This is a genomic window from Stenotrophomonas sp. GZD-301 (assembly GCF_049310345.1).
Lineage (GTDB): Bacteria > Pseudomonadota > Gammaproteobacteria > Xanthomonadales > Xanthomonadaceae > Stenotrophomonas.
Genome location: NZ_JBMOWY010000071.1, coordinates 42,144 through 56,454, shown reverse-complemented (window position 1 = coordinate 56,454; position 14,311 = coordinate 42,144). Strand labels below are relative to the sequence as shown.

Genomic DNA, 14,311 nt, shown 5'->3' with positions numbered 1-14,311 from the left:
CTTTCCCCTGGGGCCCGCGCACCACGACGGGGCTCGGCTTGCGGTGCGCGCGCGGGAAAGCAGGTCTTTTGAGGCGCCGGCAGTCTCGACACGTGGGCCGCGATGCCCTTGTGGGCGAAGTAAAGGAGGAGGGGGCGGCCACGGGCCGGCGCCGGGGGACATTCGCCGGCAAGGGCATCGTGGCCCAGCGCCCGACGTCCCATCCGCCGCGTGGAGGAGAGATACACGTGCCAGGCGGAGGGCTGAAGCAGAAGGCGCACGGCGCTGTCTCCGCTCGGGTCTGCCGCAAGCGTGAAGGGCCCCGTCGCGGCGCGCAGGCCCCTGGGCAACTGTCCCCCGGCGTCGGCCTTCGGCCGCCCCCTCCTCCTTTATGTTGCCCTGGGGCCCGCGCACCACGACGGGGCTCGGCTTGCGGTGCGCGCGCGGGAAAGCAGGTCTTTTGAGGCGCCGGCAGTCTCGACACGTGGCCCAGCGCCCGACCCACCCGCCGCGATGCATGGAATGGCTCCCAGCGTTCCAAAAAAAAAGCCGCTGCAGGGCAGCGGCCTTTTGGCGGGCGGTGGCGGCGGGCTCAGAGCTCGACGCGACGGGCCTGCATGAACTTGGCGCTCCAGTAACCGGTGACCAGGCTGTCCACGCGGACGTCCTTGCCGGTGCTGGGGGCGTGCAGGAAGCGGCCCTCACCGACATAGATGCCGACGTGGTCGACCCGGCCCTTGCGGCCGAAGAACACCAGGTCGCCGGCTGCCAAGGCATTGCGGTCGTTGATCAGTTCGGCCTCGCCGTCGTGGGCCATCTCGCGCGAGACGCGCGGCAGTTCGATGCCCAGGGCGGTACGAAACACATAGCCGACCAGGCCGCTGCAGTCGAACCCGCTGTCCGGCGAGGTGCCGCCCCAACGGTACGGGGTGCCCAGCAGGGTCATCGCGCGGCGCAGCAGGGACTGCACCTTGCCGTTGTCGGCGGCGCTGCCGACCACGGCGCCGGTGCTGGCGTCGTAATTGGCAAGCAGGCGGCTCAGATCGCCGGCGACCATCGCCGAGCGGTCCATCAGGGGAATGGTGTCGTTGGCGGCCAGGTGCGGAAGCAGGGCGGCGAGGGTGGCGCTGGCAGCGGCATCTGCCTTGCTGCGGGCCGGCGCTTCAGCCTTGGGACGGGCCGGCGCGGTGGAATCGGGGGTAGCGGTGACGGCGGGTGCAGCAGCCTCGGAGCCGGTCGTCGGAGCGGTCTGGGCCCAGGCCGGAAGGCTGGCCAGGCAGAGCGCGAAAGCGAGGAGGGCGGGTCGGGCGCTTCGCCGGGAAGCGGCGGTCTGGCCTTTGCAAGTCAGGTCGTCTGTCGTCACGCGGCGGTCACTGAATAAAAACGATGGGTGATCATGCCGTGTAAGACCTGTGATTTGGTACAAATTCCGTTAAATTTTCGTTTTGGTCAGTGTGATATCCGTCACAAATTTGTACCTTGCCCCTGTTCAGCTTAGTGCAGGACACGTTTCGCCCCCGTGTAATGGTCCTTCCAGTACGACCCACCGAGCGAATCCAGGCGCACCGTTCCGCCGGTGCTTGGGGCGTGAACAAACCGCCCTTCGCCCACATAGATGCCCACGTGCGAGACACTGCCGCGGCTGCCGAAAAAGACCAGATCGCCCGGTGCCAGCCGCTGCGGGTCGATCTTCGGCCCCTGTACCGCCGCCAGGTCGCGCGAGGTGCGCGGCAGGCGCAGGTCCAGCATTTCCCTGTAGACGTAGGCGACCAGGCCGCTGCAGTCGAAGCCGGACTCGGGCGTGTTGCCGCCATAGCGATATGGGGTGCCGACCAGGCCGATGGCGCGCATCAGCACCGCGTTGGCCGCCGCCGGGTCGTTCGGCGCCACCGTGGGCCAGGCATGGCTGGTGGCCGGCGGAGGCGAGGGGCGGACGGCCTTGCCGCCGCCGCAACCGGCCAGCAGGGCGAGCGCGAGCAGGGCCAGCGCCCGGCGGACGGGCAGGCGGGTTGCGGGCGAAACTGGCGTCAGCTGCATGTTGTCCGGATAATGCGCCACCTTAGATGGCCGTCATCATGGCGGCGTATCCGGCGGGCGACAACCCGCCTCACCCGTCTGCCCGATGGCAGTCCCAGACAGAGTTGCGCATGAAGATCGAAAAAGACCGCGTCGTCCGTTTCCATTACACCGTCTCGGAACTCGGCCAGGAGCCGATCGAGAGCTCCAAGGATCGTGATCCGCTGGCGATCCTGATCGGCCACGGCAACATCATCCCGGGCCTGGAAAACGCCATGATGGACAAGGAAGCCGGCGCGACCTTCGCGGTCGACGTGAAGGCGGCCGATGCCTACGGCGAACGCCGTGACGGCCTGAGCCAGCGCGTGCCCAAGAAGCACTTCGGTACCACCCGCCTGGTGCCGGGCCAGCAGGTCGTGCTGCAGACCAACTTCGGCCCGCGCGCGGTCACCGTGCAGAAGGTCGGCATGAGCGTGGTCGACGTCGACCTGAACCACCCGATGGCCGGCAAGGATCTGCACTTCGACGTGGAGATCATCGAAGTGCGTGAAGCCAGCAAGGAAGAAATCGAGCACGGCCACGTGCACGGCGACGGCGGCCACCAGCACTGATTTGCCGCCAACGCGCTGTACCGCAACGGCCCGCTTCGGCGGGCCGTTTGCATCTGCAGCGCCGCCATGCCGCGCGTGCGGCGCCATACTGTCCGCCCTTGCCCCCGGAACGCCCGTGAACGCAGCCGCTCCTTCCTTGCAGCCGATCGGTGCCGGCGAGCGCATCGCGGTGATCGACATCCTGCGCGGTTTCGCCCTGCTGGGCATTCTGCTGATGAACATCGAAGCGCTCAGCGGTCCGCTGGATCTGTCCTTCACCAGCATCGACCCGCACTGGCAGGGCGTCGACTACTGGACGGACGCGGCGATCTACGTGCTCGTCCAGGGCAAATTCTTCACCCTGTTCTCGCTGCTGTTCGGCGCCGGCTTCTCGGTGATGGCGCAGCGTGCGGCGGCCGCCGGCCGCGACTTCACCCCCTTCTACCTGCGGCGCAGCGCCGCGCTGCTGCTGATCGGCCTGTGCCACGCACTGCTGGTGTGGTCCGGCGACATCCTGGTGATGTACGCGCTGATCTCGCTGCCGCTGCTGGCCTGCCGCGAGGCGCCCCGCAGCTGGCTGCCGGTGATGGGCGTGGGCAGCTATCTGCTGGCGGCCGTGCTGTTGCTGCTGCTGGGCGCGCTGATGGGCGCAATGGCCGCCAACGGCGATCCGGGCGGGCAGACCCGCGAGGCGATGCTGCAGGCCCAGCAGACCATCGAACTGCAGCGGCAGGCCTATGGCCACGGCAGTTGGAGCCAGGCCGTCGCGCAGCGGCTCAGCGACCTTGGCGCGATGCTGTCGGGCATCGCCATCATCGGCCCGGAAGTGCTGGGCATGTTCCTGATCGGCAGCTGGTTCGCGCGCAGCGGGGCACTGGCCGAGCCGGCACGCTTCGACCGCCTGTATGCGGCGCTGCGCTGGGTCGCGCTGCCGGTGGGCCTGGTGCTGATGCTGGTCAGCGCGTACTGGGTGCCGTACCTGGCACCGGGCACGTTCACGCCGGCCAGTGGCGCCGCCTACGCGCTGTCGTCGGTGGCCGGCCTGCTGATGTGCCTGGGCTACCTGGCCTGGATCGTGCGCGCACGCGCTCGGCTGCAGTGGCTGGCGCCGGTGGGGCGGATGGCGCTCACCCATTACATCGGCCAGTCGCTGGTGTGCACGTGGATCTTCTACGGGTATGGGCTCAGCCTGTTCGAACAAATGCCGCGGGTGTGGCAGGTGCCGTTCGCGTTGGCGCTGTTCGGCGTGCAGGTGCTGGTCAGCCATTGGTGGCTGCGGCGCTTCCGTTTCGGTCCGCTGGAATGGGTGTGGCGCGCCATGACCTACCTGCAGTGGCCGCCCCTGCGGCGCGCCGACGTGCGCGCGTGAACCCGGCATCCTCACGTATGGCTCGCGGCCGGGCGTGGCATGCTCGGGGTCCTGTCTGAAGGTGGGCGACCGCCCACCTGCCCTCTGTTCGAGTACTGCCAATGACGACGCACTACGACTATGACCTGATCGTGCTGGGGGGCGGCTCCGGTGGGCTGGCCGCCGCCTTCCGCGCCGCGCAGCATGGCCGGCGGGTGGCCATGCTGGAGCCTGGCGAACTCGGCGGCACCTGCGTCAACGTCGGCTGCGTGCCGAAGAAGGCGATGTGGCTGGCGGCGGACCTGGCCGGGCGCATCGGCCTGGCGGCGGCGATGGGCTTCGATGTCCCGGTGCGGCCGGCGTTGGACTGGAAGGAACTGGTGGTGCACCGCCAGGCCTACATCGCCAATATCCATGCCAGCTATCTCAAGCGCCTGGATGAGAACAAGGTGGTCCGCGTGCCGCGCCGCGGCCGTCTGGTCGATGCGCATACGGTGGAATGCAGCGATGGCGTGCGCATCAGCGCCGAGCACATCCTGATCGCCACCGGCGCGCATCCGCAGCGCCCGGACATTCCCGGTGCGGCGCTCGGACAGGTCTCCGACGACTTCTTCAACCTGTGCAGTGCTCCGGCGCGGGTGGCCATCGTGGGCGGTGGCTACATCGCCGTGGAGCTGGCGGGCCTGCTGCAGGCGCTGGGCAGCCGGGTGACGCTGCTGGTGCGTGGCGACCGCCTGCTGGAACGGTTCGACGCGGAGTTGACCGCGCAGCTTGCCGACAACCTTCGCCACCAGGGCGTGCAGCTGCATTTCGGCTATCGCCTGCGCGAGCTGCAGCGCGACGGCGATGCGGTGGTGGCGCTGGGCCACGACGGTCCGGTGGACGGACATTTCGATGCGCTGTTCTTCGCCACCGGTCGCCGCGGCAACAGTGCCGACCTCGGGCTGGAAGCGCTGGGCGTGGGGGTGGGCGACAAGGGCGAGGTGGAGGTCGACGAATGGCAGACCACGGCCGTGCCGAGCGTGCATGCGGTGGGCGATATTGCCGGCAAGGTCGGTCTGACCCCGGTGGCGATCGCCGCGGCGCGCACGCTGATGGATCGCCTGTTCGGTGGCCAGCCGCAGGCGAAGATGGACTATGAGAACGTGGCGAGCGTGGTGTTCTCCCACCCCGCGCTCGGCGCGGTGGGCCTGAGTGAGGAGGAGGCCTGCGCGAGGTACGGCGACGTGCGCGTGTACCGCAGCAACTTCCGCCCCATGCTGCAGGCGCTTGCCGACGGTACCCAGCGCAGCCTGTTCAAGCTGGTCTGCGTGGGCGAAGAGGAACGCGTGGTGGGCGTGCACCTGCTCGGCGAGGCGGCCGATGAAATCCTGCAGGGCTTTGCGCTGGCGGTGAAGATGGGCGCAACCAAGGCGCAGTTCGATGCCACCGTGGCGATCCACCCGACCTCGGCCGAAGAAGTCGTGCTGATGCGGTAAGGCGGCCAGTCCAGCAAGGTCGCCGCGTCGGACCGCGTGCGACAATCCACTCCCCATCGCCTGTTCCGGCCGCCCCGCGCGGCTGCCCGCCGTCCTGATGCCGCCCACCGTGTCGTCGCTTCCCACCTCGTCCAGCCGCATCGCCGCCGGTGGCATCGCGCTGGCCGCGATCGGTGCCATCGCCGCGTCCGGCAAGGCGGTGATCGTCAAGCTGGCCTACCGGCATGGCGTGGATGCGACCACGCTGCTGGCGCTGCGCATGCTGATGGCCTTCCCGTTGTTCGCCGCGCTCGCGGTGTGGTCGGCGCGGCGCGCCACGGCACTGTCCTGGGCGGATCGGGGCAGGGTGGTGTGGCTGGGCTTCACCGGTTACTACCTGTCCAGCCTGCTCGACTTCCAGGGCCTGCAGTACATCAGCGTGACCCTGGAACGGCTGATCCTCTACCTCAACCCGACCCTGGTCCTGCTGATCAGCCTGGTGCTGCTGAAAAAGCGCCCCGGTCGCTGGCAGCTGGCCGCGCTCGCACTGAGCTACCTCGGCGTGCTGCTGGCGTTCGGCCATGACCTGCAGCTGGAGGGCGGACGCATCGTGCTGGGCAGTGCGCTGGTGTTCGCCAGTGCCCTCAGCTACGCGTTGTACCTGTTCGGCAGCGGGCAGGTGGTGGCGCGGATCGGTGCGATCCGCCTGACCGCCTATGCCAGCTGCGTGGCGTGCGTGCTGTGCGTGCTGCACTTCGCGCTGCTGCACCCGCTGGCCGCGCTCGGCCAGGCGCCGGCGCCGGTGTATGGGCTGTCGCTGCTCAATGCGACGGTATGCACGGTCCTGCCGGTGCTGGCGATCATGCTGGCGGTCAAGCGGATCGGTTCGTCGCTGGCCGCGCAGGTCGGTATGCTCGGGCCGGTATCCACCATCGTGATGAGTCTATGGCTGCTCGACGAACCAATGGGCCCGTGGCAGATTCTGGGGACCGCGCTGGTCCTGCTCGGCGTGCTGCTGGTCAGCCGCGTGCGCGCGTGACGGCCGCGCCCCCGGCGAAGGACGACGATCCGGCCGCACAGGCCCGCGAACGCATTCTGGCGGTGATCCGGGCGATTCCGCGCGGGCAGGTGATGGGCTATGGCCAGGTGGCGGCCAAGGCCGGACTGCCGGGACGGGCGCGGTTGACTGCGCGCGTGCTCGGGCAGAACGAGGACCCTGACCTGCCGTGGCATCGGGTGCTGCGCTCGGACGGGCGCATCGCGATGCCGGAAGGATCGCGTGGCTGGCGTGAACAGAGCCAGCGGCTGCGCGCCGAAGGCGTGGCGATCGAACGCGGCAAGGTCAGGCACATGCCGCGCAGCGGCGCCGATGATCTGGATGCGGCGGTGTGGGGCCCGGGCTGACCGGTTGCCCGGGCCGGGTCGGGGATGAACGGGCCGCGCTATGATGCACACGGTTCCAAAGGATGCCTCCATGTTTCCGCGACTGCCCACCGTCACCAAGGCGCTGTTGATCGCCAATATTCTGCTGTTCGTGCTGCAGCAGCCGTTCCTGCTTGGCAACGGCACGTTCGAGCCGTTCATGCTGCAGCCGCTGCGCAGCGGATTCGATCCGTTCTCGCCGGGCGGCAACTTCCAGCCCTGGCAGCTGCTCACCTACGGCTTCCTGCATGGCAGCTTTGGCCACCTGTTCTTCAACATGCTCGCACTGTTCATGTTCGGTGCGCCGCTGGAACAGACCTGGGGTGAAAAGCGCTTCCTGACCTACTACCTGGTCTGCGTGGTCGGCGCCGGCCTGTGCCAGCTGGTGGTCGGCATGATGATGGAGAACCCGGCCACGGTGCTGGGCGCATCCGGTGGCGTATTCGGGCTGCTGCTGGCCTACGGCATGCTGTTCCCGAACCAGCGGGTGATGCTGCTGTTCCCGCCGATTCCGATGAAGGCACGCACCTTCGTGATCGTGTTCGGTGCGATCGAGCTGATGCTCGGCGCCACCGGCTGGCAGCCGGGCGTGGCCCACTTCGCGCACCTGGGCGGCATGCTGTTCGGCTGGCTGCTGATCCGCTACTGGCGCGGCCAGCCGCCGTTCAACCGGCGTCCGCCGGGCGGCCCGCGGCCCAACCACCTGCGTCGGGTCAAGTAGGCCGGGGCAGGGGCGCCACATGCCGGTCGCAAGCCTGTACCACCAGGTGCTGGGCAGCGCCTTCGACGCGCTGCCGGCGCCGGTGCAGGCGCTGCATGCGGATACCGGCGCACGCTGCTGGCGCGGCGAGGCCGAGGTGCGGCGCGGCCGCGGGATGGCGTCGCGCGCCGTCGCGGCCGTCTTCGGATTTCCACCGGCGGGATCGAACGTGCCGGTGAGCGTGCGGCTCTCGCCGGAGCGGGGCGGCGAACGCTGGACCCGCGATTTCGCCGGGCACACCTTTTCCTCCTGGCAACGCCGCGGACACGGCCGGAACGCACACCTGCTGGTGGAGCGCTTCGGCATCGTGGATGTCGCGCTGGCCCTGGTGGTGGACGGGGATCGCCTGCGGCTGGTGCCACGGCGCTGGTCCTGTCTGGGCATCCCGTTGCCGGCCCGGCTGCTCCCGGCTGGCCGTACGTTCGAGACTGCCCACGATGGGCAGTTCGTGTTCGACGTCGAGATCGCCGTGCCGATCATCGGGCTGATCGCCGCGTATCGCGGCACGCTGCAGCCAGGCCGCTAGGCCCGCGCGGGACGGCGAGGCGGGCGAGCCGCAACGAAAAAGGCGCCCATTGGGCGCCTTTTTCAGATCCTCACCGCGACAGGCTCAGCGCCAGACCTTGATCTGGTCGCCGTCCACGCGCTGCATCGGCTGACCCGGCTTGCAGCTGAAGGTCGCGCCGAACGCCGGCAGGTTGGACAGCGGGCCATTGGTGCGCCAGCGGCCCGGGGCCAGGATGTCCGAGGTCACGCGCTGCGCCGCTTCGTTCGGCGACAGCTGCTGCGGCCACAGGGTGGCCCAGGCGCGGAAGAAGCCCTGGCGGGCGGCCGGCTTGGCGTTCGGCTCGACCGCGTTGTAGGCCTCCCACGCCAGTTCCAGGCCGGCCAGATCGGCCAGGTTCTCTTCGCGGGTCAGCTCGCCGTTGACCTTGGCGCCCTTGACGCCCGGGAACTCGTAGCCGCTGTACTGCGCGGCCACGCGGTTGCCGAACAGGGTCCAGGCGGTCTTGTCGGCCGGGGTCCACCAGCTGCGCAGTTCACCCTTGGCATCCACCAGCGCACCCTTGGCGTCGATGGCGCGGGTCAGCTCGTGCGCGACCAGCGCGCCGAAGCTGCCGAACTTGTCGGCGGTGTCGGCCTTGGCGTTGAACACCGGGCCCTGCAGCACGGCGGCGGTGACGATCAGGCGGTTCTGCGCGATGTCGTACGCCAGCGCCGGCTGCTGCGGCAGCACGTCCCAGCGACGGTCCGCGTTGCCCTTGCCGATGCGCTTCATTTCCTCGCGGTGGCGCCAGGTCGAGGCAATCAGCATGTTGCCGCCGAAGCTGCCACGGCCCATCGGCTGCACGGTGTAGTCCAGGTCGCGCAGCGGGGTGCCGATCTCGATCTTCATCGCGGCCAGCTTGGCCTGCGCCTCGGTCTTGGCGTCCGCGCTCATCCAGGTGCTGCGCTTGACCGCGTCGATCTGCACCTCGCGCAGCTTGTCCACGATCAGCGCCGCCTGGCGGCGATCATCGGCCGACAGGTACTTGCTGGCGTACTCGCGGCCGAGCATCGGGCCGGCGGCCACGTTGATGGCATCCAGGGTCTGCTCCCAACGCGCCGGGGCGATGGTTTCGCCACGGATCACACGGCCGCGGAATTCGAACTCGGCGTCGCGGTAGGCCTTGGACAGGTACGGTGCCATCGCATCGCCCACGCGCCAGCGCAGGTAGGCCTTCCACTGGTCCGGCTTGATCCGGGTGACCATGCCGTCGAGCTGCTTGAACAGCGCCGGATCGGACAGCGAGACCAGGTCGTCATTGACGCCCTGTACCTTGAGGAACGCATCCAGCTGCAGGTTGCGGTACCGGCCGGTGAGCTCCTTGGTGGAGATCGGCGCGTAGTTGTTGAACGGGTTGTTGATGCCGGCCAGCGACTGCGCGTTGCGCGCCAGCTCGGTCTCCAGGGCGATCACCGCCTGCGACTCGGCATCCAGCTTGGCGGCCGGCGTACCGGTCAGCGCCAGGATCTGCTTGACGTAGGCGCGGTAGCGGCCCATCAGCGCCACGGTGTCGGCGTCGGTGCGGGTGTAGAACGCCGGATCGGGCAGGCCCATGCCGCCCTGCATGAAGTAGCCGATGTGGCGGTCCAGCGCCTTCAGGTCCACATCCGGGGCGAAGTTGAAGGCCACTGGGATGCCCACCTGGTGCAGCGCGGCGATCGAGGCCGGGACGTCCTTGGCCTTCTTGATCGCGTTGATGCGGGTCAGCAGCGGGGCGATCGGGTTGGAGCCGTCGGCCTCGACCGCCGCCTCGTCCAGGCCGCTGGCCCAGAAGTCGCCCAGCAGCTTCTGCACGTTGCCCTGCGGGGCCGTCATCGCGGCATCCAGCAGTTCGCGCTGCTGCACGCGGGTACGCTCGGCCATCAGGCCCAACGCCGTGGTGGCTCCCACCTGCGGCACCGGATTGGACTTCAGCCAGGCGGCATTGGTCGCCTCGTAGAAATCGGTGCACTGCGCGCTGGCGGCCGGCACGCGGGCGGCCTTCTTCTTGGGAGCGGCATGGGCGTCGTTGGCGGCGACCAGGGTGACCAGGCTGAGGCCCAGCGCGATGGCGAGCGGACGGAAGTTGGGCATGTAAAGCAAATCCATCGAGGATTGAAGATCGCGCGAGTGTACCAAGCCGCGCTGCACGGCGGCATGCATGGCGCATCCTTCCTCGCGTCCAAAAGCAAAGGCCCGGAAATCCGGGCCTTTGCGGGTTCAACAGGTCAGGCGGGGCTTACCAGATCACCACCTGCTGGTCGCCGGCACGGACCATCGGCGAGCCGGCCTTGCACTGGAAGGCGGCCGCGAAGGTCGGCAGGTTCGACGGCGCGCCCATCGCACGGAACTGCGAGGGGGCGTGCGGATCGGTGGCCAGGCGGACCTTGGCGTTCTCCGGGGTGTACTTGGTGCGCCACACGGTGGCCCAGTTGAAGAAGAAGCGCTGGTCGCGGGTGAACCCGTCGATCTTCGGATCTTCCTTGCCGGCCGACGCCTTCTGCAGCGCGTCATAGGCGGTGGCCAGGCCGCCCAGGTCGGCGATGTTCTCGCCCAGGGTCAGGCTGCCGTTGACGTGCTGGTCGCCGACTTTGTAGCCGTCGAACTGCTTGACCAGCTTGCCGGTCAGGCCGCTGAAGTTCTTGGTATCGGCCGGGGTCCACCAGTTCTCGAAGTTGCCCGTCGGCCCGAAGCGGCTGCCCTGGTCGTCGTAGCCGTGGGTCATTTCGTGGCCGATCACCGCGCCGATGCCGCCGTAGTTCAGCGCGTCGTCGGCCTTGGGATCGAAGAACGGCGGCTGCAGGATGGCGGCCGGGAACACGATCTCATTCTGCAGCGGGTTGTAGTACGCGTTGACCGTCTGCGGGGTCATGCCCCACTCGGTCTTGTCGACCGGCTGGCCGATCTTGGACAGCGCGAACTTGTAGTTGAACGCGTTGGCGGCACGCACGTTGCCCAGGTAGCTGTCACGGGCGGTGGTCAGGCCGCTCCAGTCGCGCCACTTGTCGGGGTAGCCGATCTTCGGGGTGAAGGTTTCCCACTTGGCGATGGCCTTGGCCTTGGTCTCATCGCTCATCCAGGTCAGGCCCTGGATGCGTTCCTTGAGCGCGGCGGCGAGGTTCTTGACCAGCACTTCCATCTTCGCCTTGGCTTCCGGCGAGAAGGCGACCTTGACGTACAGCTGGCCGAAGGCTTCGCCTGCGTCGTTCTCGATGGTGCCGAGCACGCGCTTCCAGCGCGGTTTCATTTCCTTCTGGCCGTTGAGGGTCTTGCCGTAGAACTCGTAGTTCTCCTGCACGAACGCGTCGGCCAGGTACGGCGAGGCCGCATCCACGGTACGGAAGCGCAGGTAGGCGCGCCACACCGACGGGTCGGTATCGCCCAGCGCCTTGCTCACTTCCTGGTGGAAGGCCGGCATGGCCAGCGAGAACTTCTCCGGCGCGGCGATGCCCTGGGCTTCGAAGAACTTGCTCCAGCTGAAGTTCGGGGTCAGCTTGTCGGCGTCCGCCACGGTGACCGGGTTGTAGAACAGCTCGACGTTGCGGGAGAGTTCCACGCTCGACTTGGACGCCTTGGCCAGGCGGGTCTCGAACTTGACCACGTCGGCCGCCTGCTTGGCGGCGTCGGCGGCGGCCACGCCGGACAGTTCCAGCACCTTGGCCACGTGAGCCTGGTAGGCCTTCAGCTTGTCGGCGTTCTTGGCATCGGTGTAGTAGGTGGTGTCGGGCAGGCCCAGGCCGCCCTGGCTGGCGTAGGCCAGGTTCATCGTCGAGTTCTTGAAGTCCGCTTCCGGACCAAAGCCGAACAGCACGTTCTCGCCCTTGGCGGCGGTGCTGCGCAGGTAGTCGGCGATGGCGTCCTTGTTCTGCAGGCTGTCGATCGCGGTCAGGTCGGCCTTCAGCGGCTCGATGCCCTGCGCGTTGATCTTCGCCTCGTCCATGCCGGAGGCCCAGAAGTCGCCGACGATCTTCTCGATGCCGGTCGGGTTCTTGATCGCGGCCACCTGTTCGGCGAGCTGGTGCTGGACGGTCACCGAGCGCTCGTCAAGGATGGTGAAGGCGCCCCAGCTGGTGCGGTCGGCCGGGATCTCGTTGGCGGCCAGCCACTTGCTGTTGACGTAGTCGCCGAACGCAGTGCACGCATCCAGGCTGGTATCCAGGTCGGACGGGTGGAAGGCGTTGTAGGCCGGCAGCTTGGCCTCGTCCAGCGTCAGCGCGGGAGCGGCGGCGGGGGCCGGCGCGGCGGTGGAGGCGGCGCTGTCCGCAGGGGGCGTTTCGGTCTTGCCGCAGCCGACCAGCGCGGCCGAGACGGCCAGGGTCAGCAGAACGATCTTGGGTGTGCGAGCGATCACTTGAATGGCCTCCAGGCCGATGAGTCATGCGGAGTGCCCCCGGAAGGGCCGTGGGCCAGACGATACGCCGCTGGCCCGGCCTGCAAGGGTGTCGAAGGTCATGGCCGATGGTCAAGGGGGACAGGCAGGTGGCCAATGCCCCGGCCAAGTACAGCGACCGGCCGCGATCGGCACGCCCGCGATGGCCGGGCAGGGCCCCACCCGGCGGTGTATATAGTGCGTATGGCACACGCATCGGCCCGGACGTGGGACGCGGTCATCATCGGCGCCGGTCACAACGGCCTGGTGTGCGGCGCCTATCTGGCCCGCGCCGGCAGGCGCGTGCTGATCCTGGAGCGCCGGGCCACGGTCGGCGGGGCGGCGGTGACCGAGACCTTCCATCCAGGCTTCCGCAATTCGGTGGCGTCCTACACCGTGTCGCTGCTGCAGCCGCAGGTGATCGCCGACCTGGACCTGGCCGGCCACGGACTGCGCGTGGTACCGCGCCGCATCAACAACTTCCTGCCGCTGTCGGAGAACCGGTATCTGCTCGCCGGGCAGGGCCGGACCGTGGCCGAGGTGGCGCGCTTCTCCGCCCGCGATGCCGAGCGCCTGCCGCTGTATGAGCAGCGTCTGGAGGTGTTTGCCGACGTGCTGCGCGCGCTCGCGCTGCAACCGCCGCCGAACGTGGGCGAGGGCGGCTGGCTGCATGCGCTGCCGGCGCTGTGGCAGGCAGGCAAGCTGGGCAGGCAGCTGTACGCGTTGTCGCCGGCCCTGCGCCAGGAGCTGCTGGACCTGTTCACCATCTCCGCCGCCGAGTACCTGGACCGCTGGTTCGAGAGCGAACCGATCAAGGCGCTGTTCGGTTTCGATGGCATTGTCGGCAACTACGCCAGTCCCTATGCGCCAGGCACCGCCTACGTGCTGCTGCATCACGCCTTCGGGCAGAGCAACGGGGTCAAAGGGGCCTGGGGCCACGCGCTCGGCGGAATGGGGGCGATCACCCAGGCGATGGCGGCCGCCGCCACTGCGGCCGGTGCCACCGTGCGCACCGAGGCGGGCGTTCGCCGCGTGCTGGTCGAACATGGCCGCGCGGTCGGCGTGGAAACCCTGGCCGGCGAGCGCATCGCCGCGCGCAGCGTGGTTGCCAACGTCAATCCGAAACTGCTGTACGAGCACCTGCTCGCGCCGGACGAGGTGCCCGAGGCCACCCGCGAACGCATGGCCCACTGGCGCTGCGGGTCCGGCACGTTCCGCATGAACGTGGCGCTGTCGCGCCTGCCATCCTTCACCTGCCTGCCGGGGCCGGGCGATCACCTCACTGCCGGCATCATCATCGCTCCCAGCCTGGATTACATGGACCGCGCCTGGCAGGACGCGCGCGCGCACGGGTGGTCGCGCGAGCCGGTGGTGGAGCTGCTGATTCCCAGCACGCTGGACCCGTCGCTGGCGCCGCCCGGGCAGCACGTGGCCAGTCTGTTCTGCCAGCACGTCGCGCCGCAGCTGCCGGGCGGCCGGCACTGGGACGACCATCGGGAAGAAGTGGCCGACCTGATGATCGCCACGGTCGAGCGCCATGCGCCGGGATTCGCCGCCTCGGTGTTGGGGCGGCAGAGCATGAGTCCCCTGGATCTGGAGCGCACCTTCGGCTTGATCGGTGGCGACATCTTCCACGGCGCCCTCAGCCTCAACCAGCTGTTCAGTGCGCGCCCGATGCTCGGCCAGGCGGACTACCGGGGCGCGTTGCCCGGGTTGTATCTGTGCGGTGCCGGTACCCATCCCGGGGGCGGCGTCACCGGCGCGCCGGGCCACAACGCCGCGCGCGCCATCCTCGCCGACTGAGCGGCGCAGGCAAAGAAAAAGCCCGGCGGATGCCGGGCTTT

12 protein-coding genes are annotated in these 14,311 nt (G+C 68.8%); 8 read left to right on the top strand and 4 right to left on the bottom strand.

The window, feature by feature from the left end:
- Window positions 1–571 precede the first annotated feature (571 nt).
- Both ACO6VK_RS18125 and ACO6VK_RS18120 read right to left on the bottom strand, forming a co-directional pair.
- Complete coding sequence (locus ACO6VK_RS18125) at window positions 572–1,342, bottom strand: C40 family peptidase (protein WP_017355805.1); 771 nt, start codon at window positions 1,340–1,342, stop codon at window positions 572–574.
- A 131-nt stretch (window positions 1,343–1,473) separates the two neighbouring features.
- The gene (locus ACO6VK_RS18120; RefSeq protein WP_422509587.1) at window positions 1,474–2,016 is read right to left on the bottom strand and encodes a C40 family peptidase; all 543 of its coding nucleotides are present in this window, start codon (window positions 2,014–2,016) and stop codon (window positions 1,474–1,476) included.
- Between the two features lie 110 nt (window positions 2,017–2,126).
- Here ACO6VK_RS18120 and ACO6VK_RS18115 point away from each other — a divergent pair, with 110 nt between their 5' ends.
- The 7 genes from ACO6VK_RS18115 (at window position 2,127) to ACO6VK_RS18085 (ending at window position 8,098) form a co-directional block, all read left to right on the top strand.
- A complete protein-coding gene (locus tag ACO6VK_RS18115; protein WP_422509585.1) occupies window positions 2,127–2,606 on the top strand; it encodes an FKBP-type peptidyl-prolyl cis-trans isomerase in 480 nt (159 codons plus the stop codon).
- 88 nt (window positions 2,607–2,694) lie between these two features.
- Window positions 2,695–3,954, top strand: coding sequence for a DUF418 domain-containing protein (locus ACO6VK_RS18110; protein ID WP_422509596.1), 1,260 nt, complete (start codon window positions 2,695–2,697; stop codon window positions 3,952–3,954).
- 101 nt (window positions 3,955–4,055) lie between these two features.
- Window positions 4,056–5,411, top strand: coding sequence for a glutathione-disulfide reductase (gorA, locus tag ACO6VK_RS18105; protein ID WP_422509583.1), 1,356 nt, complete (start codon window positions 4,056–4,058; stop codon window positions 5,409–5,411).
- 97 nt (window positions 5,412–5,508) lie between these two features.
- On the top strand, window positions 5,509–6,429 hold the full coding sequence (locus ACO6VK_RS18100; protein ID WP_422509581.1) for a DMT family transporter: 921 nt from the start codon (window positions 5,509–5,511) through the stop codon (window positions 6,427–6,429).
- On the top strand, window positions 6,426–6,794 hold the full coding sequence (locus ACO6VK_RS18095; RefSeq protein ID WP_422509579.1) for an MGMT family protein: 369 nt from the start codon (window positions 6,426–6,428) through the stop codon (window positions 6,792–6,794). Before ACO6VK_RS18100 ends, ACO6VK_RS18095 begins: the two co-directional genes overlap by 4 nt.
- A 70-nt stretch (window positions 6,795–6,864) precedes the next feature.
- Complete coding sequence (locus tag ACO6VK_RS18090; protein WP_411851671.1) at window positions 6,865–7,533, top strand: rhomboid family intramembrane serine protease; 669 nt, start codon at window positions 6,865–6,867, stop codon at window positions 7,531–7,533.
- Window positions 7,534–7,552: 19 nt separating this feature from the next.
- Window positions 7,553–8,098 carry a DUF4166 domain-containing protein gene (locus ACO6VK_RS18085; RefSeq protein WP_422509577.1) on the top strand — a complete coding sequence of 182 codons (546 nt, stop codon included), beginning with the start codon at window positions 7,553–7,555 and terminating at the stop codon, window positions 8,096–8,098.
- An 84-nt stretch (window positions 8,099–8,182) separates the two neighbouring features.
- On the opposite strand, the gene ACO6VK_RS18080 is transcribed toward ACO6VK_RS18085, so the two are convergent.
- Complete coding sequence (locus ACO6VK_RS18080; RefSeq protein WP_422509575.1) at window positions 8,183–10,192, bottom strand: M13 family metallopeptidase; 2,010 nt, start codon at window positions 10,190–10,192, stop codon at window positions 8,183–8,185.
- A gap of 145 nt (window positions 10,193–10,337) precedes the next feature.
- Entirely contained in the window at window positions 10,338–12,446 is a 2,109-nt protein-coding gene (locus ACO6VK_RS18075) for a M13 family metallopeptidase (RefSeq protein WP_422509594.1), read from the bottom strand.
- Between the two features lie 225 nt (window positions 12,447–12,671).
- Between ACO6VK_RS18075 and ACO6VK_RS18070 the strand changes: the two genes are divergently transcribed.
- Window positions 12,672–14,270 (top strand): phytoene desaturase family protein, encoded by a 1,599-nt coding sequence (locus tag ACO6VK_RS18070; RefSeq protein ID WP_422509592.1) that lies wholly within the window; start codon window positions 12,672–12,674, stop codon window positions 14,268–14,270.
- Window positions 14,271–14,311 lie beyond the last annotated feature (41 nt).